This is a genomic window from Aeromonas sp. Marseille-Q5825, from assembly GCF_946892685.1.
Lineage (GTDB): Bacteria > Pseudomonadota > Gammaproteobacteria > Enterobacterales > Aeromonadaceae > Aeromonas > Aeromonas rivipollensis.
Genome location: NZ_CAMPOU010000002.1, coordinates 236,358 through 256,338, shown reverse-complemented (window position 1 = coordinate 256,338; position 19,981 = coordinate 236,358). Strand labels below are relative to the sequence as shown.

Below are 19,981 nucleotides of genomic sequence, written 5' to 3'. Positions count from 1 at the left end.
GGGTGGCCTTGTCGTTTGTTGCGCCCCCAAACGGTGTTCAGCCTAGGCGCGCCGCCTCTATGGCGGCGATATCTATCTTGCCCATCTGCATCATGGCCTCGAAGGCACGCCTGGCGGCCTCGGGGTCGGGATCCGTGATCGCCTCGGTGAGGGCCAGGGGGGTGATCTGCCAGGAGATGCCCCACTTGTCCTGGCACCAGCCGCACTCGCTCGCCTGACCACCGTTATCGATGATGGTGTGCCAGTAGCGATCCGTCTCGGCCTGGGTCTCCGTTGCGACCTGGAACGAGAAGGCCCAGCTGTGCTTGACCCCGGGGCCGCCATTGAGCCCGAGGCAGGGGATCCCCATCACCCTGAACTCGACCGTCAGCACATCCCCTCGCTTGCCGGCGGGGTCGTCGGCCGGGGCGCGGTGCACGGCATCGACCGCGGAGTCGGGGAAGGTGCTTGCGTAAAACCGTGCCGCCTCTTCGGCATCCCCGTCATACCAGAGGCAGATCCTGTTCTTTGCGGCTGTCATCATCTCGTGGCTCCTGCCGGTTGCTCTCATCTTGGTGTCTGTCATCCTGCTCTCTCTTCATCTCGCCTGGGCGTTGCCGCCTGGCGCCGTCTGTTGCCAGCCGGGGAGTTGCATGATGTCGTCAAGTGTAGTGGCATAGGGATCCGGGCCGCCCGGTTTGGCGTGCAGAGCGACAGGCAGGGCGACCCTATGCCCCGTCAATGACAAGAGAGGTGTGCGCGATGGACAGTACCCAGCGATTCTCGACCCGGGTCGAGGCCTATGTGAAGTACCGCCCCGGTTATCCGGCGGCCATGCTGGACTTTCTGGCTGGCGAGCTTGCCATGGGGCCAGAGGCCCAGGTGGCCGACATAGGGGCGGGCACCGGCATCCTGACCGCCCTGCTCGCACCCCGGGTGGCGCGGGTCTGGGCGGTGGAGCCCAATGACGAGATGCGAGCCGCCGCGAGGCGACTGCTGGCGGATGTGGGCAACATCGGCTGGTCTCACGGCAGTGCGGAGGCCACCGGGCTGCCGACGGGCTCGGTGGATCTGGTCACTGTCGCCCAGGCGTTTCACTGGTTCGATCGCGTGGCCTTTCGGCAGGAGTGCCAGCGCCTGCTCAGACCCGGTGGCCGGGTCGCCCTCATCTGGAATGACAGGCTGACCGACACCCCCTTTCTCAGGGCCTATGAGGAGGGGTTGCACGCCTATTCCGGGGATTACGAGGAGGTCAATCATCGCAACCTCGGCGAGCACGACTTTAGTGCCTTCTTCGAGGGGGAGTATCGGCTAGATCGCTTCGAAAACCGCCAACTGTTCGATCTGGACGGCGTGCTGGGGCGGCTCAACTCCTCCTCCTATGCCCCCGCCGTCGGCACCCCGGCCCATGAGCAGATGACGGCGCTCATCCGCCGCGAATTTGGCCGAAATGCGGTGGGCGGCAGGGTCTCTTTCAACTATTGCACCCTGGTCTACAGCGGCCGGGTGTAACGGGGCCCATGCAGAAAATGAAGGCGACGGGGCAGGGGGCATGCCCAGTTGTGTGGACTGGTGACAGTCGGCGCAAAAGGCATGCTCCCTTGGCTCCCGTTCTCTAATCGCAGAAAACGACACACTGGCGTTGCCGACTGTTTTTTTGCTCAGAAAATAGACCGCATCTCTCTGTTTCCCCTGATAAAACCTAATTTCGCCGAAAATCTGCCTGAATCGTGCTTGAACAAGGCCGTGAAAAGAGTCGCCCTCCCTGAAGGACTGGCGGCATACTGCGCGCCTTCCGATGTGGCCATGCCTGTCTTGCAGGGCAAACAGCGGGGTATTGAGCAGGACCCAGGGTATGTTGACCTTCAGACGCACGCAGAAAAATTTCACCTTCATTACGGGCTATCTCTGGCTGCTGGCCTTGCCGATGCTGCTCGGGATCGGCGGCATGTTCGCCCTCTCCGTCTACAACCACGGGGTGGTGGTGGAGCAGAAGCTGGTCAGCCTCAACGGCATGGCGGTGGTGACCGAAGCCAGGATGCTCGATCACCTCGAGCAGCTGATGTCTGTCGAAGTCACTGCGGATGCACTGACCCCAGTGCTCTCCTCCTCCAGAACCCGGGAGGCCTATCGCGAGCGCTGGGGGAAGATGACGGCCCTGGATCCCCTGGTGATGCTGATTTTTCATGCCGATTCGAATGGCTATTTCTTCTCCGGCAGCGAAGAGGCGGATCTGGCCTGGGTGAATGCCAAGGTCAATGTGGACTCCCGCGCCTGGTTCAAGGGAGCGCTGGCGTCGCGCGCCTTCTACTGGACACCGGCCTATCAGGACATTTTGACGGGCGATCATATTCTGACCCTGGCCCATCGCCTGCCCGATGACCAGCAGCAGGGTGAGCGGGTCATCGGCATCGATGTGAACGTCGCACAGTGGTCCCAGATGCTCAGGGACATGCTCTATGGGGACAACGCCGTGAGCCACATGGTGATTGACCGCCGCACCAACCAGATCCTGGTGAGCTCGCAGTCGGCCTACAACGGCCAGATCTTGCAGGCTCCCTGGCTGGCGCGCCTGACGGCGCAATCAGGCTCTTTCTACGAGGAGATGAGCAACGAATATGTGGCTTACGGTACCCTGCCAGACAGGGAGCACTGGATGGCCATCACTGTACAGCCAAGGCGGGATTCGGTTGCCGTCATCGGGGGCAGCCTGGCGCTGGGGCTGCTGGCCGTTGCCTGCGCCCTCTTCATCACAATGTCGGCCTTCTTTCGCCTGCGTTTGCTGGTACTCATCGACAGTCTGGCGAGCCGCATCCGCCGACTCGGCGCCGGTGCGCGCGAGCCCCGGCCGGTGAGTGCCTTGCCCTCCTTCCCTGAGATGGCCTTGCTGGATCAGGAGCTGGATCAGGTGTCCGATCACCTGCAAGAGTCCTTTGACCTGGCCCACAGGGACGCGCTCACCGGCAGCTATAATCGGCGCTTCCTGGATCAGCGGCTGCGCCAGTTGCACCAGGAGGGGCGCAGTGTCGTCCTGGCCTTGGTCGATCTGGACAATTTCAAGCAGCTTAACGACGTCTATGGTCATGCCGGCGGTGATGCGGCGCTGTGCCGCAGTGTCGAGCTGGGACGGGAGTTGCTGGGGGAGGGGGTTTCCCTGTGTCGTTACGGTGGCGAGGAGCTGGTCGCCCTCTTCGAGCAACACTCGCTGGCGCAGGCCGAGGGGTTGATGGAGCTGTGGCGCTGCCGGCTCAGTGAGCTGAAATGGCGGGAGAAGGGGATGAGGGTCACCTTCAGTGCCGGCATAGGCGAAAGCCGGGGCCGTACCCCCGAGGCGCTGATGACCCTGGTCGACAAGGCCATGTATCAAGCCAAACGGGCCGGCAAGAACCGCATTCATCGCAGCGAGGAGTGAGCGCCCTGGCTGCTGGCGTCTCTCTCATGACAAGGCCCTCGTCGTTCACGGCGAGGGCCTTTGTTATTTCCTGGGTACCTAGTTTGGCTGTGCTGCGAAGCAGACAGTCGCGAGGAGGCCTTGCGACCTTAGCCCTGGTCTATGCCCAGGATGGCCATGGCTTTGGCCAGGGTATCGACGGATTCCTGATGCTTGCCCGCGTTATGCAGGGTCTCTCCTTCGGCCCTTAGCTGCTTCACCTCGGCCAGTTTCTCGGCACTGAGGGCGGGGTTCGTGGCCAGGGCATCATCAATCTTCTTCATGTCCATGGGGCAGTGAAAGGCGATGGCGCTCCCGGCGAAGAGCAGGGCGGCCAACAACAGCATGAGTCTCATTTTGACGACCTCCTTGATGGGATCCCGTTAAGAATAGCCCCACAGGACCGGGACTATTGGGTTGAACCGGGCAAGAAACAGACGCTACCATGATCTTTTCGTCACGAGGAGGCGTCATGACACTCACAAGGTTGCTGTCACCCCTGACCAGTCTGGTGATCTTCATTCTGGGTCACGGCATGTTCAATACCCTGCTGACGGTGCGCCTCTCGGCAGAGCAGGTCTCGGTGCAGGCCATCGGCCTGGTGTCGGCGGCCTATTTCGGGGGCCTGGTGCTGGGGGCCTTCATCAACGCCCGCCTCATCATACGGGTGGGCCATATCCGGGCCTATGCGGCCTACGCCTCCCTGCTCTGTTTCCTGTTCCTGCTGCACGGCATGGTGGTGGAGCCCATCGCTTGGGCGGCGCTGCGGCTGGTGGGGGGCTTTGCCACCGGTGGCCTCTTCGTGGTACTGGAGTCCTGGATGCTGGTCTCCAGCACCCCGGCCAACCGGGGACGGCTGATGTCCCTCTACATGATACTGCTCTACGGATCCCTGGCCATGGGCCAGTTGCTGCTCAAGTGGGTGGATCCCATGGTGTTGACCCCCTTTGCCCTGTGCGCCATGGCCGCCACCCTGTCGGTGGTGCCGCTCGCCCTCTCCCGGGTGGCCACTCCTGCCATGGTGGCGCCCCAGCCGGTGGGGGTGCTGGAGCTTGTTCGGCTCACTCCGGCGGGGATGGGTAGCAGCTTCACCTCGGGCCTCATCCTCGGGGCCATCTACGGCCTGCTGCCGCTCTATTTTACCGACAGCGGTGCCTCGCTCTCGCGGGTGGCGGACATGATGGCGCTGGTGATCCTGGGGGGCATGTGCCTGCAATACCCCATAGGGCGGATATCTGACCGCTATGACAGGCGGCTGGTGATCCTGCTGCTGTGCGCAGCGCTGACCCTGCTCGCCCTGCTGATGGTGTTGTTGCCCGAGGGCTGGCGCGAGCCGATCGCGGGGGCCCTGGTGTTCCTGCTGGGAGGGATGGCGTTTTCCATCTATCCCTTGAGCCTGAGTCACGCCTGCGACGAGCTGCGCCCGGATCAGGTGCTGGGGGCCAATCAGGGGCTGCTGCTCGCCTACAGCCTGGGGGCCATGATAGGGCCGCTGCTGGCCCCCTTCGTCATGCTGCAGTTCGGGTCAGAGGGGCTGTTCGTCTACTTCGCCCTGTGCGGTGCCCTGCTGGCGGGCTATCTGGGCTGGCGCAGGCGGCAGCGGGCGCCCATCCCCCTGGCCGAGCACCAGGTGTTCATGCCGGTGCCGCCCAATACCCCCATGACCGCCGAGCTGGAGCCGAGAACGGATCTGGAAGGGGAGGCGGTGCCCGCGACCTATGCCACGCCCGAGGTGGAGGATGTGGAGGAGCCGCAGGCTCGCTGAGAGCCGCCTGCCCGAAGACGCGCATAAAAAAGCCGACTCCCAGGGAGTCGGCTTCTTGTTGGTGCTAAGGCCGTTATCAGGCGGTCACGGCGTCGGCTTTGACGGCATGAGCCTCAGGGGCCGCATTGCGGATAAGGTAATCGAAGGCACCCAGGGCTGCGGTGGCACCGGCGCCCATGGAGATGATGATCTGCTTGAACGGCACTGTGGTGGCGTCCCCTGCGGCATAGACGCCGGGCAGGGAGGTAGCGCCCTTGGTGTCGATCTCGATCTCGCCAAAGCGGGTCAGGGCCACCTCGCTCCCCTTCAGGAACTCGGTGTTCGGTACCAGACCTATCTGCACGAAGATGCCCGCTACCGCCAGGTGCTTGATCTCGCCCGTGGTGCGATCCTCGTAGTCCATGCCCACCACCTTGCTGCCGTCACCTATCACTTCGGTGGTGCGGGCGCTCATGATGATGTCGATGTTGCCCATGGAGCGAGCCTTCTTCTGCAGCACCTCGTCGGCGCGCAGGGTATCGGCGAACTCCACCACTGTGACGTGCTCGACGATGCCGGCCAAGTCGATGGCCGCCTCTATGCCGGAGTTACCGCCACCTATCACCGCCACCCGCTTGCCCTTGAAGAAGGGACCGTCGCAGTGGGGGCAGTAGGCCACGCCCTTGGTGCGGTACTCGAGCTCGCCAGGTACGTTCAGATCGCGCCAGCGGGCACCGGTCGCCAGGATCACGGCGCGGCTCTTCAAGGTGGCGCCGGAGGCCAGCTCCACGTTCACATAGCCATCCTTGCTGATGGCGGCGGCGCGCTGCTCGGTGATCACTTCCACGCCGTACTGCTTGACGTGTTGCTCCAGGCTGGCAGCCAGCTTGGGGCCCTCGGTGTAGGGCACTGAGATGAAGTTCTCTATGCCGACGGTGTCCATCACCTGGCCGCCGAAGCGCTCGGCGACGATGGCGGTGCGGATCCCCTTGCGGGCGGCATAGATGGCGGCTGCAGCACCAGCCGGGCCACCGCCGACCACCAGCACGTCATAGGGGGCTTTTTCGCTCAGCTCTGCGGCCTTGCGCTCGGCCGCGCCGGTATCGAGCTTGGCGACTATCTCTTCGAGCGAGGTGCGACCCTGGCTGAACGGCTGGCCGTTCAGGTAGACGTTCGGCACCGCCATGATCTGGCGCTCGTTCACCTCATCCAGGAACAGGGCACCGTCGATCATGGTGTGGGTGATGCCGGGGTTCAGGGTGGCCATCAGGTTCAGGGCCTGCACCACGTCCGGGCAGTTGTGGCAGGAGAGGGAGATATAGGTCTCGAAGTGGAACTCGCCCTTCAGGTTCTTGACCTGCTCCAGCACGGCCGGATCGGCCTTGGAGGGGTGACCGCCGCTTTGCAGCAGGGCGAGCACCAGGGAGGTAAATTCATGACCCATGGGGATGCCGGCAAAATGCACGCGCGGTGCCTGGCCTTGTGGCGCCACGCTCATGGAAGGCTTGCGAGCGGCGGTGCCATCGGTCATGGAAATCTTGGGGGACATCTCGGCTATCTCGTTGGCCAATGCCAGGAGCTCTGCGGATTTGTCGCTGTCATTGCCGGACACGCTGATCTCGATGGGATTGACGATGTACTGCAAGTAACCGTTGAGTTGTTGTTTGAGGTTGGTATCTAACATGGTCGAATTCCTTCTTGTTATGGCGGTCGGCACTATTCATGAATACAGAAAGCACTGGATGCAAAAAACAGTGAATGCAGGAAGCGCTGGGCCAGAAAGCAGACCGGCCCTTGAGTGGGCCGGTCTTGGAGAGCAGGAGGCTTAGATTTTGCCTACCAGATCCAGGGACGGGGCCAGGGTGGCATCGCCTTCTTGCCATTTGGCCGGGCACACTTCACCCGGGTGGGCGGCAACGTACTGGGCAGCCTTGACCTTGCGCAGCAGTTCCAGAGCGTCACGGCCGATACCGCCGGCGTTGATTTCAACGATCTGGATGACGCCTTGCGGGTCGATGACGAAGGTACCGCGGTCAGCCAGGCCAGCTTCTTCGATCATCACGCCGAAGTTGCGGGTGATGGTGCCGGTCGGGTCGCCGATCATCGGGTACTGGATCTTCTTGATGGTGTCAGAAGTGTCGTGCCAAGCCTTGTGAGTGAAGTGGGTGTCGGTGGAGACGGCGTAGATCTCGACGCCCAGCTTCTTGAAGGCAGCGTAGTTGTCAGCCAGATCGCCCAGCTCGGTCGGGCAAACGAAGGTGAAGTCAGCCGGGTAGAAGAACACCACGGACCACTTGCCTTTCAGGTCAGCGTCAGACACCTGAACGAATTTGCCATTGTGGTAGGCGGTAGCGTTGAACGGCTTGATTTCAGTGTTGATATAGGTAGACATGTATTTGCTCCTTGGTGATGTACATATGCCCGTCTGGTCGTAAAGTGCTTGGCCAGGCGAGGCGCTTAACTTTCGATGGAGGCATCATAGGGCTTTTCTCTAATCGGTCAAAGCCACAATTTTGAATCACTTAAATCTACTTATTAGATAGCCCATCGCAACTGTACCTAACATGAATATCTCAGGCCTTCAGAGATAACTCATTGTCGAAGTTCAATTTCTGTCCTCCATGTCACATTTTCAAGTCCCGGATGGGAACTTGTTTTATGCCAGAGGGGCGAGAGGAGTATTGAAGGCGCGTCGGGACAGGGGGGAGAGAGCATGAGAGACGGGCAAAAAAAATCCCGGCGCCGTCGCACAGACAGGGCCGGGTCATCAAACAAGGAATGGCGATATAAAAATGCTTTACAGCAAAGACTAACTACGGGGTGTGCAAACTTGCAGACATATGAAGAGAAGACATCGGGTGCACAATCCTCATCTCCTCTTCGGCAACTATTGCATGGACGGCATCATAGTGTGATGAAGATCACAAAGCAAGTTTGTGGTGTAATTTTTCAATCAAACTGAAAGTGTTTCAGTTATTTAGCCGGTTAATTAGGCTGAAAACGCTTTTATTGTAATTTTATTACAATTTTTGGTGATCAGAAATCGGAGGGCGGCTCCTGCTCTTCCATCAGTTCCAGCAGATTGATGGCCACTGTGATGAAATCCGACTCAGTGACTATGCCCACCAGCTTGCGTCCCCGCACCACCGGCAGGCAACCATATTTGTGGCGCTGCAGGTAGAGGGCTGCCTCCTTGATGCCGGCGTGGGGATCCACGCTCGCCACCTGGCGGGTCATGATCTCGTCGAGCTGGACGCTGTCGGTGAACTCTGCCTCTCGCTCCGGATTGATCAGCAGCAGCTTGGACTCGCGGGTGGCCAGGATGTCGGAGAGGGTGACCAGTCCCAGCAGATGCTGGTGCTCGTCGACGATGGGGATGTGGCGGATCTGCTCCTGCTGCATCAGCTCCATCGCCTGCTTGACGCTGTTCTGCGGCCCCAGGGTGAAGGGGTGTTCTGTCATGATTTCAGTCAGGGTCATCATGGTGGGCCTCCTTGTGTCTCTGATCTCACCCTAGCTCAGCTCCTGGCCGTGGAACCTGATCAGGGTCAATACAGATCATTAAAGAATCATTAACCCAGGGGGCTGTGGGCGCTGCGGGGCACAAATTGGCGCCCAAGCGCCCGTGTCGGCGCGTCCAGGGCCCACAAGGCTCACAAAAAGAGCGCTATCCCTTGCCGGCCTTGGGTTTTTGGTCTTTTGGGTTGCCTTGGAAGAGGGGGATAACTAGACTAGCCGCCGATTCCCCCGAGGTGAAAGATGCAAGTATCCGATTTTCATTTTGATCTGCCAGACGAGCTGATTGCCCGCTATCCGATGGCAGAGCGTACCGCCAGCCGCCTGTTGCAGCTCGATGGTCAAAGCGGCGCCCTGCGCCACGGTCAATTTGTGGATGTGCTGGACCAGCTCAACCCGGGCGACCTGCTGGTGTTCAACAACACCCGGGTCATTCCGGCACGCATGTTTGGCCAGAAGGCCAGCGGCGGCAAGCTGGAGGTGCTGGTGGAGCGTATCCTGGACGAGCATAGCGTGCTTGCCCATGTCCGCTCCTCCAAGTCCCCCAAGCCCGGCACCCGTCTCATTCTTGATGGTGGGGTCGAGGCCGAGATGCGCGCCCGCCACGACGCCCTGTTCGAGATCCACTTCCTGGACCCGCGCCCCGTGCTTGAGATCCTGGAGGCCATAGGCCACATGCCGCTGCCGCCCTATATCGACAGGCCCGACGAGGATGCCGACAAGGAGCGCTACCAGACCGTCTACAACCAGAAGCCGGGCGCCGTGGCGGCGCCGACCGCGGGGCTGCACTTCGATGAGCCCCTGCTGGCAAAGATCCGCGCCAAGGGGGTTGAAACGGCCTTCGTCACCCTGCATGTAGGGGCGGGGACCTTCCAGCCGGTGCGGGTGGACAAGATTGAAGATCACCACATGCACTCCGAGTATGCCGAAGTGCCGCAGGAGGTGGTGGATGCCATCAACGCGACTCGGGCCCGGGGTGGCCGAGTGATTGCGGTGGGCACTACCTCGGTGCGCTCCCTGGAGAGCGCCGCCAAGGTAACTCTGGCCCAGGGCAAGCCGCTGGCGCCCTTCTTCAGCGACACCGACATCTTCATCTTCCCGGGCTACGAGTTCCAGATTGTCGATGCCATGGTCACCAACTTCCACCTGCCCGAATCGACCCTGATCATGCTGGTCAGCGCCTTTGCGGGGTACGATCAGGTGATGGCGGCCTATCAGGCGGCGGTGGAAGAGCAGTACCGTTTCTTCAGCTACGGGGACGCCATGTTCGTCACCCGTCGCCGGGCGCAGGTATAAGCCTCGCCCTTCAGAAGCCGTTCAGGGACTCCTTGTCAGGATCCTGGCCGGTTTCTTGTATCGGGCCCATGGGGCCCTCCGTTGTCAGACTGTTTCTCTGACTGAATCGAGGTAGCAATGAAATTTGAACTGAAAACCACAGATGGTCGCGCCCGTCGCGGTCAGCTGGTATTCGAGCGCGGTGTGGTCCAGACCCCGGCCTTCATGCCGGTCGGTACTTACGGCACCGTCAAGGGGATGACCCCGGAAGAGGTGCGCGAGACCGGCGCCCAGATCCTGCTTGGCAACACCTTCCACCTCTGGCTGCGACCGGGTCAGGCGGTGATGCGCGCCCACGGGGATCTGCATGACTTCATGAACTGGCAGGGCCCCATCCTCACCGACTCCGGTGGTTTCCAGGTGTTCAGCCTGGGTCACATTCGCAAGATAACCGAAGAGGGGGTGCATTTCCGTCATCCCATCAACGGCGAGAAGATCTTCCTCGACCCCGAGAAATCCATGGAGATCCAGTACGATCTGGGCTCCGACATCGTGATGATCTTCGACGAGTGCACGCCCTATCCGGCCACCTACGAAGAGGCGCGCAAGTCCATGGAGATGTCCCTGCGCTGGGCCAAGCGCTCCCGCGACAAGTTTGATGCCCTGGGCAACAAGAACGCCCTGTTCGGCATCATCCAGGGCTCCGTCTACGAGCCGCTGCGGGATGTCTCCCTGGACGGCCTGCTGGAGATAGGCTTCGACGGCTATGCGGTCGGCGGTCTGGCTGTGGGTGAGCCCAAGGAAGACATGCACCGCATCCTGGATCACGTCTGCCCGAAAATTCCGGCCGACAAGCCGCGCTACCTGATGGGGGTGGGCAAGCCCGAAGATCTGGTGGAAGGGGTGCGCCGCGGCATCGACATGTTTGATTGCGTGATGCCGACCCGCAACGCCCGCAACGGTCATCTGTTCACCACGGACGGCGTGGTCAAGATCCGCAACGCCAAGTATCGCGAGGATACCAGCACCCTGGATGCGGACTGCGACTGCTACACCTGCAAGAACTACACCCGCAGCTATCTGTACCATCTGGACAAGTGCAACGAGATCCTCGGTGCCCGTCTGAATACCATTCATAACCTGCGTTATTACCAGCGTGTGATGCAGGGTTTGCGGGACGCGATCGAGCAGGGTAAATTAGACGACTTTGTAACTGAGTTTTACCGTCGGCAAGGGAAGCCCGTGCCTCCGTTAACTGAAAATGACGTGAAATAACAACGACATATAAGTTAGTTTTCAAATCTACATCAATAAGAGGTTGTTAAATGAGCATTATCTCCAAGGCGTATGCAGAAGGCGCAGCTCCGGGTGCACAGGGTGGTGGCATGGAAATGATCATCATGCTGGCCGTGTTTGGCCTCATCTTCTATTTCATGATCTATCGTCCCCAGGCCAAGCGCGCCAAGACTCATCGCGATCTGATGAGCTCCCTGGCCAAGGGTGACGAAGTGCTCACCTCCGGTGGCCTGGTCGGCAAGATCGCCAAGGTCTCCACCGATAGCGACTACATAGTGCTGGCCCTGAACGATCAGACCCAAGTCACCATCAAGCGTGATTTCGTCTCTGCCGTTCTGCCCAAGGGTTCTATCCAGTCCCTTTAATCTCCCGAGGAGCACAGCGTGTTAAATCGCTATCCGCTGTGGAAATACCTGATGGTGATCGTCGTGATCGCCATCGGTTTTCTATATGCAGCCCCCAATCTTTACGGCGAAGACCCGGCCTTGCAGGTATCTGCCAGTCGTGGTGCCGAAGTCAAACTAGAGACGCTCGATCAGGTGAAGGAGACGCTCGAAGCGGCTCAGATCCCGGTCAAACATGCTGCGTTCGAACACGGTTTCATCCTGATCCGGTTCACCAATACCGAAGACCAGCTCAAGGCACGTGACATCGTCGCCAACAAGCTGGGCGACAACTTCATCACTGCCCTCAACCTGGCACCTTCCACTCCTGCCTGGCTCGAAGCCATAGGCGCCGCTCCCCTCAAGCTGGGTCTGGACCTGCGCGGTGGTGTGCACTTCCTGATGGAAGTGGACATGGCCGAGGCGCTGACCAAGCAGCAAGAGCAGATGGTGCAGGATTTCCGCTCCGAGCTGCGCACCCAGAAGATCCGTTACTCCGGCGTGCGCCGGGTCGGTGATCAGGTGCAGGTGGTGTTCCGCGAGGAGGCCGATCAGGCCAAGGCGGCCTCTTTCCTGCGTCGGCAGAATCCGGATCTCACCTTCACCACAGAGCAGAAAGGGGATGACTTCATCCTGCTGGCTGGTCTGAGTGAAGCCAAGATCAAGGAAGTGAAGAAGTACGCCCTCGAGCAGAACATCACCATCATCCGTAACCGGGTGAACGAGCTGGGTGTGGCCGAGCCGCTGGTACAACAGCAGGGTGCCGAGCGCATCGTGGTGGAGCTGCCCGGTATCCAGGACACCGCCCGTGCCAAGGAGATCCTGGGGGCCACCGCCACCCTGGAGTTCCACATGGTCGATGAGGCCGCCGACATCCAGGCCGCTGCCGCGGGCCGGGTGCCGCCGAGCTCCAAGGTCTACAACGATCGCAACGGTCGTCCCGTGGTGCTGCAAAAGCGCGTGATCCTGACCGGTGACCACATAGTGGGTGCCCAGTCCGGTTTCGATGAATACAGCCGTCCCCAGGTCAACATCAAGCTCGATGGCCAGGGTGGCAACAAGATGGCCAACTTTACCAAGGACAACGTTGGTAAGGGCATGGCCACCGTCTTCATCGAGTACAAGCCGGTGGGTCAACCCGGTCCGGACGGCAAGCGCAAGTTCCGCAAGCAGGAGGAGGTGATCAACGTCGCCACCATCCAGTCGCGCCTTGGCAGCCAGTTCCGCATCACCGGCATCGACAACGCCAACGAAGCCCACAACCTGGCGCTGCTGCTGCGTGCCGGTGCCCTGATAGCCCCTATCCAGATAGTCGAAGAGCGCACCATAGGCCCGAGCCTGGGTCAGCAGAACATCGACAGCGGTATGGAAGCCATCGGCTGGGCCATGCTGGTGATAGTGCTGTTCATGGGGATCTACTACCGTGCGTTCGGTTGGGTGGCCAACCTGGCCCTCACCATGAACCTGGTGCTGATCGTCGGCATCATGTCGATGATACCCGGGGCCACCATGACACTGCCGGGTATCGCCGGTATCGTGCTGACGCTGGGCATGGCGGTGGATGCGAACGTGCTGATCTACGAGCGTATTCGTGAAGAGATCCGCAACGGCCGCGGGGTGCAGCAAGCCATCCACATGGGCTTCGACCGCGCCTTCTCGACCATCGCCGACTCGAACGTCACCTCGCTCATCACCTGTGTGATCCTGTTTGGTATCGGCACCGGCGCCATCAAGGGCTTCGCCCTGACCCTGGGCATAGGTCTGACCGCCTCCATGTTTACGGCCATTACTGTATCCCGCGCCATCATCAACCTGGCCTGGGGCGGACGGCGCATCGACAAGCTGCCGATCTAAGGAAGAGACATGTTTCAGATTCTACATTTTGAAAAGCCCATCCCCTTCATGCGTTTCGCCAAGTCGGGAATGGTGTTCTCTGCCTTGCTGACGATGCTTGCCCTGTTCTGCCTGTTCGATCGGGGTCTGAACTGGGGGCTGGACTTTACCGGGGGCACCACCATAGAGGTGGGGTTCCAGCAATCGGTGAGCCTGGACAAGATGCACGAAGCGCTGGATCAGCAGAAGATTGAAGGGGCGACCCTGCAATTCTTCGGCTCCAGCCGCGATGTGCTGGTGCGCATGGCCCCCCAAGAGGGGGTCAAGGTCGAGCAGCAGGGCAACGAGGTGCTGGCGGCCGCCAAGCTGATCGACGAGGGCGCCGTGCTCAAGCGGGTCGAGTTCGTCGGTCCTTCGGTGGGTGACGAGCTGGCGACAGATGGTGCCCTGGCCATGCTGGCCTCCATCCTCTGTATCCTGGCCTACGTGGCGGTGCGCTTCGAATGGCGTCTGGCGATGGGGGGCATCCTCTCCCTGGCGCACGACGTCATCATCACCCTCGGCATCTTCGCCTACTTCCAGTACGAGTTCGACCTGACCGTGCTGGCGGCGCTGATGACCCTGGTGGGCTACTCCCTGAACGACACCATAGTGGTGTTCGACCGGGTGCGGGAGAACTTCCGCAAGGTGCGCAAGGGGGATACCGCCTTCATCATGGATCTCTCCATGACCGAGACCCTGAGTCGGACCATCATCACCTCGGGGTTGACCTTCGTGGTGGTGGTGGCGCTGCTGCTCAAGGGCGGCCCGCTGATCCACGGTTTTGCCATCGCCATGGTGATAGGGGTGGCCTTCGGGACCTACTCCTCCATCTATGTGGCGAGTGCCTCTGCCATGTTCTTCGGGGTCAAGCGGGAGCACATGCTGCCGACCCAGGTGGAAAAAGAAGGGGCGGATCAGCAAGAGATCCTGCCGTAACAGACAAGGGCGCCACAAGGCGCCCTTTCTCTTGGGGGGCGGCTGAGTCATTATGCTCCCCAGTACCCATCCTCATGACCCATTGCAAGAATGCAAGGAGCAAGCCATGCAACACAATCCCCGTTTTCTGGCCCTGGTAGAGGCCATTCGCCCGCAGATACGGGAAACCGACGTGCACCAGATCAGGCGCTGGCAGGAAGAAGGCCGTGTTTTTCACCTGATCGATGTGCGGGAAGATAACGAGTGGGCGAAAGGGCACCTGCCGGGGGCCGAACACCTTGGCCGCGGCGTGATGGAGCGGGACATCGAGACCCGTTTTCCCGATCCCGACACCGAACTCTACCTCTATTGTGGTGGGGGATTTCGCTCCATCCTGGCGGCGGACAACCTGCAAAAGATGGGGTATTCCCGGGTGGTCAGCGTCGATGGAGGCTTTCGTGGTTGGCGTGACGCCGGATACCCTGTCGAATCCTGATTTATTTGAGGGATAGGGGTTGCGCCACATGACAAAAGGCCGGTTGACCTTTACCATATGCGGGGTCAAGCGTAAGCGTCGGAGTGTTCATTGAACGTCAGGATAGGGATTGGATACCTCACCGGTATCCTGTTGTTGCTCCCCATGTGGGGATGCAGCAGTAGCAGTCAGGTTACAGCGCCTCAAGTTCCCAAGCCGCAACCCGCTTCATTGGTATTGGCGACCCCCTTGCAGGTCTCCTACCAGAGCGAGTTGGCCTTGGCGCGACTCGGGCAGATGCTCAGTGAAATGGAATTGACGACCGAACAGCGCGCCGAGCTGTTCTATGAGCGTGCCGTGGTGTTTGACCGGGTTGGCCTTCGTTCCCTCGCTCGGCTCGACTTCAACCGCGCCCTGCGGGAGAAGCCCGACTTTGCCGAGGCTTACAACTTCATCGGTGTCTATCTGGTTCAGCAACAGAACTATGACGAGGCCTATGAGGCATTCGATTCGGCTCTCGAGCTCGCCCCGGATTACGATTACGCCTACCTCAACCGTGGCATAGCGCTCTATTACGGCAATAGGCCCGAGCTTGCCACCGCCGACATGAAGCGTTTCTACGAGGCGCAGCCGGAAGATCCCTACCGGGTGATCTGGCTCTATCTGGCCGAGCAGAAGCTCAACGGGCCGGCGGCCATGAGCCGGATGCGCGAGCGGCTGAACAAGTATGACGACGACGCCTGGAACTGGGATCTGGTCCGCCTCTATACCGGCGATATCAACGCCACCCAGCTGATGGGCAACGTGGTGAAAGGAGTGAAGGACAACCGGGAGCTCGCCGAGCGCCTGTGCGAGACCTACTTCTACCTCGGCAAGTTCGAGCTGGCCAAGGGCAACCGCAAGGAAGCCATCAGCTACTTCAAGCTGGCGCTGGCCAACAACGTCTATGACTTCATCGAGCATCGCTATGCCCTGCTCGAGCTGGAGCTGATGGCGCGCAAGCCCTTGCCGCCGGGTGCCCAGGGCAAAAACAGCAAAGCGTGAGAAGGGCATCAGCCCTCAGTGAAAAAGGCCTCTTGATGAGGCCTTTTTGCTGTCTGTTGCTGGGGGATGCGGGGTGTCACTCCACTGTCATTCCACCAGGCTCATGCGGGGACCTCTGGTGCCGGTAGCCGTGGCGGCCGTCCCCGCCTGATTACTCCACCAGGCTCATGCCGGGGATCTGCCGCCAGTAACCGTTGCAGTCCCGCTCCTGCTGCAGGGGCAGCGTTGCCTGACCCTGCTGGTTGGCCTTGAAACGGGCCAGCATGTCGAGTGTCTCCATCCCTTCTGGGGAGAGGCGCACCACGTCCACCAGTCCCGCCATGCCTTCGAGCTCGTTGCCGAGGTTGTAGCAGTAGCCGGACTGGGTCTGGATGCCGTTGAGATTGAACACCTTCTGCCCCTCACGGCTGCTGGCGAGGCGCCCTGTGGGGTAGTGGATGCAGGCGAGCTCGCAGTTGTCCTTGGGCTTGTCGAGGGAGCGGGCGGTGAAGCAGCGCGCCGAATAGGCCAGCGGCAGGTGGCCGTAGGCGAACACCTCCACCTCGAACTGCTGGCGGGCGCTACCCAGATCCTCATTGAGCTGCACCAGCCAGTCGCGGGAGAGCTCCACCGGCATCACCCAGCGTCGCATCCCATTTTTAAGCAGCATGCGCAACACTTCGGCGTTGTAGGCATTGATGGCCGGGCCGCAGACGAAGGGCAGCCCCGCCTCCCAGGCGAGCTGGACTGTGCCGAGATCGTTGGCCTCGACCATGAGATCGCCATTGTCGACCAGCCGCTTGACCTCCTTGAGTTCCGACGGCGCCGAGATCAGCGCCAGAGTGGAGAGCACGGCCTGCTTGCCCGAGCTCGCCACCTGGCGGGCCAGGGCAATCCAGTCATCCCCTTTCAGTTCACGGCGCTTGCTGCACACCGTCTCGCCCAGATAGATGATGTCGGCCTGGCTCTGCGCCGCAGCCTCATAGAAGGCCTGGGTATCGGCCTTGGGCCAGTAGAAGAGCAGGGGCCCGAGAGAGAATTGCATGATGTGCTCCTTTTATTGCCACTGGCGATGATAGGCGCCGAGGGTGGTCTGGCTTCCCTCGGAGACGCGGGCAAGCTGGGCGTCCCACTCGCTCTTGACGCTGTAGGCGTTCGGGTTGGCCTGATAGGCGTCGATGGCGGCGCGCCAGACCCGGGTCACCTGTTCGACGTAGGCGGGGCTGCGCTGGCGACCCTCGATCTTGACCGACTGGATCCCGGTCTGGAACAGCTCAGGTAACAAGCCGAGGGTGTTGAGACTGGTGGGCTCCTCCAGGGCGTGATAGGTCTGGCCATCCACCTCGAAACGCCCCTTGCACAGGGTCGGGTAACCGGCGTTTTCCCCGGGGCCGTAGCGGTCGATCAGCACCTCGTTGAGCCGCGACTCGAGGCCGTTCGGGGTCTCTTCCCAGCGCACGAACTTGGCGGGGGAGCAGGCGCCTACGGTATTGGGGCTCTCGCCGGTCATGTAGGAGGAGAGGTAGCAGCGCCCCTCCGCCATGATGCAGAGGCTGCCGAAGGCGAACACCTCGAGGCCGACGTCGGTTTCGCGGGCCAGCTGCCTGACCTGGTGCATGGAGAGCACCCGTGGCAAGACCACCCGGCCGACGTTGAAGTGCTGCTGGTAGAAGCGGATGGCGGCGGCGTTGGTGGCGCTGGCCTGGACAGAGACATGGAGCTCCATGTCGGGATGATGGCGGCTGGCGTAATCCAGCACGGCGAGATCGGCGATGATCAGGGCATCGGCACCGAGCGCCACCCCTCTGTCCACCGCCTGCTTCCATCTGGCATCCGAGCCCGGGTGGGCGAAGGTGTTGATGGCGATGTGCAGCTTGCGACCGTGCTGGTGCACATAGTCCACCGCCCTTTCCAGCTTGCTGTCCGTGAAGTTGAGCCCGGCGAAGTGGCGGGCATTGGTGTCGTCCTTGAAGCCGATATAGACGGCATCGGCCCCGTTATCCACGGCTGTCTTCAGTGCCGGCAGGCTGCCTGCCGGGCAGAGTAATTCCATCGGGTACGCTCCGAGAGGGCAAAAATGCAAAAAGTGGCCCGATTGTATGCAGGCTTGGGCCCCCGCTTTTTGACCTGAGGCAGCTTTAGGTGGCTTTACCCTTCTTGAGGTAAGTCGGCACAAGTTTGATTTTCAACAGGATCCTGATAATTGCACTGTGTTTGAATGGGCAAAAAACTGGGAGTTTATCGTGTTTCATCAACTGCAACGCCGCCTGGTCGAACAGGCCCCTCGTCTCTTGCGCCATCCCCTCAAGCTGGTGCCCTTCACCCTGCAGCAAAACCTGATGGAGGCCTTGCTGGCGCAGGCATTCAAGGAGGCGATCCAGGATGGAGACTTTGCCTTCCTGGCGGGCAAGTGGCTCAAGGTCGAGGTGTCGGATCTCGAGCTCTGCTGGTTTGTCAGCGAGCGAGCGGGAAAACTGGTGGTGGCCCGTGAATGCGAGCGAGCCGATGTCTGCTTCAGCGGCAACAGCCAGGATCTCATCCTGATTGCCGGTCGCAAGGAGGATCCGGACTCCCTCTTCTTCCAGCGCAGGCTGAAGATAGAAGGGGATACCGAGCTGGGCCTTGAGGTGAAGAACCTGATGGACAGCCTGGACCTCGATGGGCTGCCCGGGCTGATGAAATATCCCCTGATGGATCTGGCCACCCTGATAGAGCGGGTGCGATCAGCGCAGGATCCGCTGCCCGCGTCTATGGCCTGAGCCGCGTCTCAGCTGCAGGGCCAGCCCCCGGGTATGGTGGCGGTGACGCCGCCGGGCCCACAGGCAGCGGCCAGCCCAGAGGCAGGGGAGCAGGGCGAGCAGGGCCGTGGTGTCAGGCAGGCGCAGCAGCACCAGCCCGAGTGCCAGCCACAGGAAAGGCAGGGCCTCGTAGTACCACTCCGGTTGCAGCCAGCGCTTGGCGGGATAGATGACCAGATCGGTGCGCCTGTAGTTGGAGCGCATCATCCAGATGAGGGCGCCCACGGCAAACAGCAGGGTCGCCGCGAGCCAGAGCAGTGGGGAGTGGGCAAAGGACCACAGCACGGCGGAGAGCAGCAGGTAAAGCAGCGGCAGTTGTTCGTAGATCCAGGGGGGCAGCATGAAAGGGTGACTCCGGGTAATGCAGCTCGACCCTCTAAGGTTAGCCCTCTCTTTTCCCGCCTTCAGGCCGGTTGGTTATACGAACCATCACTTTTGTTCTGAAATGCAGGGTCAGAAGCGGTGCCAAAATAGCGATTGGTTATGTTACAATTGCGCGCCATTTTTGACTGAAGATTGACTGGGCATGTTGGATCAGATTCGTATCGTGTTGGTAAACACCTCTCACACCGGCAACATGGGGTCTGCGGCGAGAGCCATGAAGACCATGGGGCTGACGCAGCTGGTGTTGGTTGATCCGCAAGCCTTGCCAGATGACGATGCCATCGCCCTGGCGGCAGGGGCCAGCGATGTGCTGGCCAATGCCCGCATAGTCCCGACGCTGGATGACGCCATCGCCGATTGCGGCCTGGTCATCGGCACCAGTGCCCGATCCCGCACCCTGAGCTGGCCCATGCTGGATCCCCGCGAAGCGGGCGAGAAGCTGGTAGCGGAAGGGGTGAAGCACCCGGTCGCCCTGGTGTTTGGCCGTGAACGCACCGGCCTCACCAACGATGAGCTGCAAAAATGCCACTATCACGTGGCCATCCCGGCCAATCCCGAATACAGCTCCCTCAATCTGGCCATGGCGGTGCAGACCCTCTGCTACGAGGTGCGCATGCACTGGCTGGCGACTCAGGAGACTGACACAGCGGCAGAGGCGGAGCGGGTCGATTACCCCAGCGCGCAGCAGTTGGAAGGCTTCTATCAACACCTGGAGCAGACTCTGCAGAAGACAGGTTTCATCGCCGATGATCATCCCGGTCATGTGATGAGCAAGCTGCGTCGTCTGTTCAATCGCGCCCGGCCGGAAGTGGTTGAATTGAATATATTGCGGGGCATTCTCACCTCGGTGCAGAAAGCCCGGCCGCAGGATTAATCCCGACTGATTTA

General features: G+C 61.0%; 20 protein-coding genes. 12 read left to right on the top strand and 8 right to left on the bottom strand.

Translation table 11 applies throughout. The annotated features are described in order from the left end of the window. Window positions 1-37: 37 nt before the first annotated feature. Window positions 38-523 carry a VOC family protein gene (locus OC537_RS07935; RefSeq protein ID WP_262110693.1) on the bottom strand — a complete coding sequence of 162 codons (486 nt, stop codon included), beginning with the start codon at window positions 521-523 and terminating at the stop codon, window positions 38-40. 218 nt (window positions 524-741) lie between these two features. Here OC537_RS07935 and OC537_RS07930 point away from each other — a divergent pair, with 218 nt between their 5' ends. Then, window positions 742-1,491, top strand: coding sequence for a class I SAM-dependent methyltransferase (locus OC537_RS07930; RefSeq protein ID WP_171276311.1), 750 nt, complete (start codon window positions 742-744; stop codon window positions 1,489-1,491). A gap of 343 nt (window positions 1,492-1,834) precedes the next feature. Next, window positions 1,835-3,391 (top strand): sensor domain-containing diguanylate cyclase, encoded by a 1,557-nt coding sequence (locus tag OC537_RS07925; protein WP_262110692.1) that lies wholly within the window; start codon window positions 1,835-1,837, stop codon window positions 3,389-3,391. Window positions 3,392-3,519: 128 nt separating this feature from the next. Here the strand turns inward: OC537_RS07925 and OC537_RS07920 are convergent, their stop codons facing one another. Next, a complete protein-coding gene (locus OC537_RS07920) occupies window positions 3,520-3,765 on the bottom strand; it encodes a hypothetical protein (protein WP_025327258.1) in 246 nt (81 codons plus the stop codon). A gap of 116 nt (window positions 3,766-3,881) precedes the next feature. On the opposite strand from OC537_RS07920, the gene OC537_RS07915 reads away from it, so the two are divergent. Continuing rightward, the gene (locus OC537_RS07915) at window positions 3,882-5,174 is read left to right on the top strand and encodes an MFS transporter (RefSeq protein WP_262110691.1); all 1,293 of its coding nucleotides are present in this window, start codon (window positions 3,882-3,884) and stop codon (window positions 5,172-5,174) included. Between the two features lie 76 nt (window positions 5,175-5,250). Here the strand turns inward: OC537_RS07915 and ahpF are convergent, their stop codons facing one another. The 3 genes from ahpF to OC537_RS07900 form a co-directional block, all read right to left on the bottom strand. Next, complete coding sequence (gene ahpF, locus OC537_RS07910) at window positions 5,251-6,837, bottom strand: alkyl hydroperoxide reductase subunit F (RefSeq protein WP_262110689.1); 1,587 nt, start codon at window positions 6,835-6,837, stop codon at window positions 5,251-5,253. 141 nt (window positions 6,838-6,978) lie between these two features. Beyond that, on the bottom strand, window positions 6,979-7,545 hold the full coding sequence (gene ahpC, locus OC537_RS07905) for an alkyl hydroperoxide reductase subunit C (RefSeq protein WP_005324327.1): 567 nt from the start codon (window positions 7,543-7,545) through the stop codon (window positions 6,979-6,981). Window positions 7,546-8,189: 644 nt separating this feature from the next. After that, window positions 8,190-8,636: a CBS domain-containing protein gene (locus OC537_RS07900; RefSeq protein WP_106886567.1), complete on the bottom strand. Its 447-nt coding sequence runs from the start codon at window positions 8,634-8,636 to the stop codon at window positions 8,190-8,192. A 276-nt stretch (window positions 8,637-8,912) separates the two neighbouring features. Here OC537_RS07900 and queA point away from each other — a divergent pair, with 276 nt between their 5' ends. The 7 genes from queA to nlpI all read left to right on the top strand — a co-directional run bounded on the left by queA (window position 8,913) and on the right by nlpI (window position 15,932). Beyond that, window positions 8,913-9,965, top strand: a complete 1,053-nt coding sequence (gene queA, locus OC537_RS07895) for a tRNA preQ1(34) S-adenosylmethionine ribosyltransferase-isomerase QueA (protein WP_262110687.1) — start codon at window positions 8,913-8,915, stop codon at window positions 9,963-9,965. Window positions 9,966-10,082: 117 nt separating this feature from the next. Next, entirely contained in the window at window positions 10,083-11,219 is a 1,137-nt protein-coding gene (gene tgt, locus OC537_RS07890; RefSeq protein ID WP_025327252.1) for a tRNA guanosine(34) transglycosylase Tgt, read from the top strand. A 50-nt stretch (window positions 11,220-11,269) separates the two neighbouring features. Further along, window positions 11,270-11,605, top strand: a complete 336-nt coding sequence (gene yajC / locus OC537_RS07885) for a preprotein translocase subunit YajC (protein WP_025327251.1) — start codon at window positions 11,270-11,272, stop codon at window positions 11,603-11,605. Window positions 11,606-11,623: 18 nt separating this feature from the next. After that, complete coding sequence (gene secD, locus OC537_RS07880) at window positions 11,624-13,477, top strand: protein translocase subunit SecD (protein ID WP_139745031.1); 1,854 nt, start codon at window positions 11,624-11,626, stop codon at window positions 13,475-13,477. A 9-nt stretch (window positions 13,478-13,486) separates the two neighbouring features. Then, window positions 13,487-14,434 (top strand): protein translocase subunit SecF, encoded by a 948-nt coding sequence (gene secF / locus OC537_RS07875; RefSeq protein WP_262110686.1) that lies wholly within the window; start codon window positions 13,487-13,489, stop codon window positions 14,432-14,434. A gap of 106 nt (window positions 14,435-14,540) precedes the next feature. Continuing rightward, on the top strand, window positions 14,541-14,909 hold the full coding sequence (locus OC537_RS07870; RefSeq protein ID WP_163137803.1) for a rhodanese-like domain-containing protein: 369 nt from the start codon (window positions 14,541-14,543) through the stop codon (window positions 14,907-14,909). A gap of 90 nt (window positions 14,910-14,999) precedes the next feature. Next, complete coding sequence (nlpI, locus tag OC537_RS07865) at window positions 15,000-15,932, top strand: lipoprotein NlpI (protein WP_316044148.1); 933 nt, start codon at window positions 15,000-15,002, stop codon at window positions 15,930-15,932. Window positions 15,933-16,083: 151 nt separating this feature from the next. Here nlpI and OC537_RS07860 read toward each other — a convergent pair whose 3' ends face one another. Both OC537_RS07860 and OC537_RS07855 read right to left on the bottom strand, forming a co-directional pair. Beyond that, complete coding sequence (locus OC537_RS07860; RefSeq protein WP_262110685.1) at window positions 16,084-16,956, bottom strand: U32 family peptidase; 873 nt, start codon at window positions 16,954-16,956, stop codon at window positions 16,084-16,086. Between the two features lie 12 nt (window positions 16,957-16,968). Next, entirely contained in the window at window positions 16,969-17,964 is a 996-nt protein-coding gene (locus OC537_RS07855; RefSeq protein ID WP_262110684.1) for a peptidase U32 family protein, read from the bottom strand. Window positions 17,965-18,154: 190 nt separating this feature from the next. Between OC537_RS07855 and OC537_RS07850 the strand changes: the two genes are divergently transcribed. Continuing rightward, a complete protein-coding gene (locus OC537_RS07850; RefSeq protein ID WP_262110683.1) occupies window positions 18,155-18,670 on the top strand; it encodes an SCP2 domain-containing protein in 516 nt (171 codons plus the stop codon). On the opposite strand, the gene OC537_RS07845 is transcribed toward OC537_RS07850, so the two are convergent. Then, on the bottom strand, window positions 18,635-19,051 hold the full coding sequence (locus OC537_RS07845; protein ID WP_106886574.1) for a hypothetical protein: 417 nt from the start codon (window positions 19,049-19,051) through the stop codon (window positions 18,635-18,637). The genes OC537_RS07850 and OC537_RS07845 overlap by 36 nt on opposite strands. A 184-nt stretch (window positions 19,052-19,235) precedes the next feature. Here OC537_RS07845 and trmJ point away from each other — a divergent pair, with 184 nt between their 5' ends. Continuing rightward, complete coding sequence (gene trmJ / locus OC537_RS07840) at window positions 19,236-19,967, top strand: tRNA (cytosine(32)/uridine(32)-2'-O)-methyltransferase TrmJ (RefSeq protein WP_106886575.1); 732 nt, start codon at window positions 19,236-19,238, stop codon at window positions 19,965-19,967. The last annotated feature ends 14 nt before the right edge of the window (window positions 19,968-19,981 follow it).

Coding starts and splice junctions, on each gene's coding strand:
- yajC (WP_025327251.1), top strand. CDS start 11,270: ATGAGCATTATCTCCAAGGCGTATGCAGAAGGCGCAGCTCCGGGTGCA.
- OC537_RS07925 (WP_262110692.1), top strand. CDS start 1,835: ATGTTGACCTTCAGACGCACGCAGAAAAATTTCACCTTCATTACGGGC.
- OC537_RS07855 (WP_262110684.1), bottom strand. CDS start 17,964: ATGGAATTACTCTGCCCGGCAGGCAGCCTGCCGGCACTGAAGACAGCC.
- secF (WP_262110686.1), top strand. CDS start 13,487: ATGTTTCAGATTCTACATTTTGAAAAGCCCATCCCCTTCATGCGTTTC.
- OC537_RS07930 (WP_171276311.1), top strand. CDS start 742: ATGGACAGTACCCAGCGATTCTCGACCCGGGTCGAGGCCTATGTGAAG.
- OC537_RS07920 (WP_025327258.1), bottom strand. CDS start 3,765: ATGAGACTCATGCTGTTGTTGGCCGCCCTGCTCTTCGCCGGGAGCGCC.
- queA (WP_262110687.1), top strand. CDS start 8,913: ATGCAAGTATCCGATTTTCATTTTGATCTGCCAGACGAGCTGATTGCC.
- OC537_RS07935 (WP_262110693.1), bottom strand. CDS start 523: ATGATGACAGCCGCAAAGAACAGGATCTGCCTCTGGTATGACGGGGAT.
- ahpF (WP_262110689.1), bottom strand. CDS start 6,837: ATGTTAGATACCAACCTCAAACAACAACTCAACGGTTACTTGCAGTAC.
- OC537_RS07870 (WP_163137803.1), top strand. CDS start 14,541: ATGCAACACAATCCCCGTTTTCTGGCCCTGGTAGAGGCCATTCGCCCG.
- OC537_RS07845 (WP_106886574.1), bottom strand. CDS start 19,051: ATGCTGCCCCCCTGGATCTACGAACAACTGCCGCTGCTTTACCTGCTG.
- OC537_RS07860 (WP_262110685.1), bottom strand. CDS start 16,956: ATGCAATTCTCTCTCGGGCCCCTGCTCTTCTACTGGCCCAAGGCCGAT.
- ahpC (WP_005324327.1), bottom strand. CDS start 7,545: ATGTCTACCTATATCAACACTGAAATCAAGCCGTTCAACGCTACCGCC.
- OC537_RS07915 (WP_262110691.1), top strand. CDS start 3,882: ATGACACTCACAAGGTTGCTGTCACCCCTGACCAGTCTGGTGATCTTC.
- trmJ (WP_106886575.1), top strand. CDS start 19,236: ATGTTGGATCAGATTCGTATCGTGTTGGTAAACACCTCTCACACCGGC.
- tgt (WP_025327252.1), top strand. CDS start 10,083: ATGAAATTTGAACTGAAAACCACAGATGGTCGCGCCCGTCGCGGTCAG.
- OC537_RS07900 (WP_106886567.1), bottom strand. CDS start 8,636: ATGATGACCCTGACTGAAATCATGACAGAACACCCCTTCACCCTGGGG.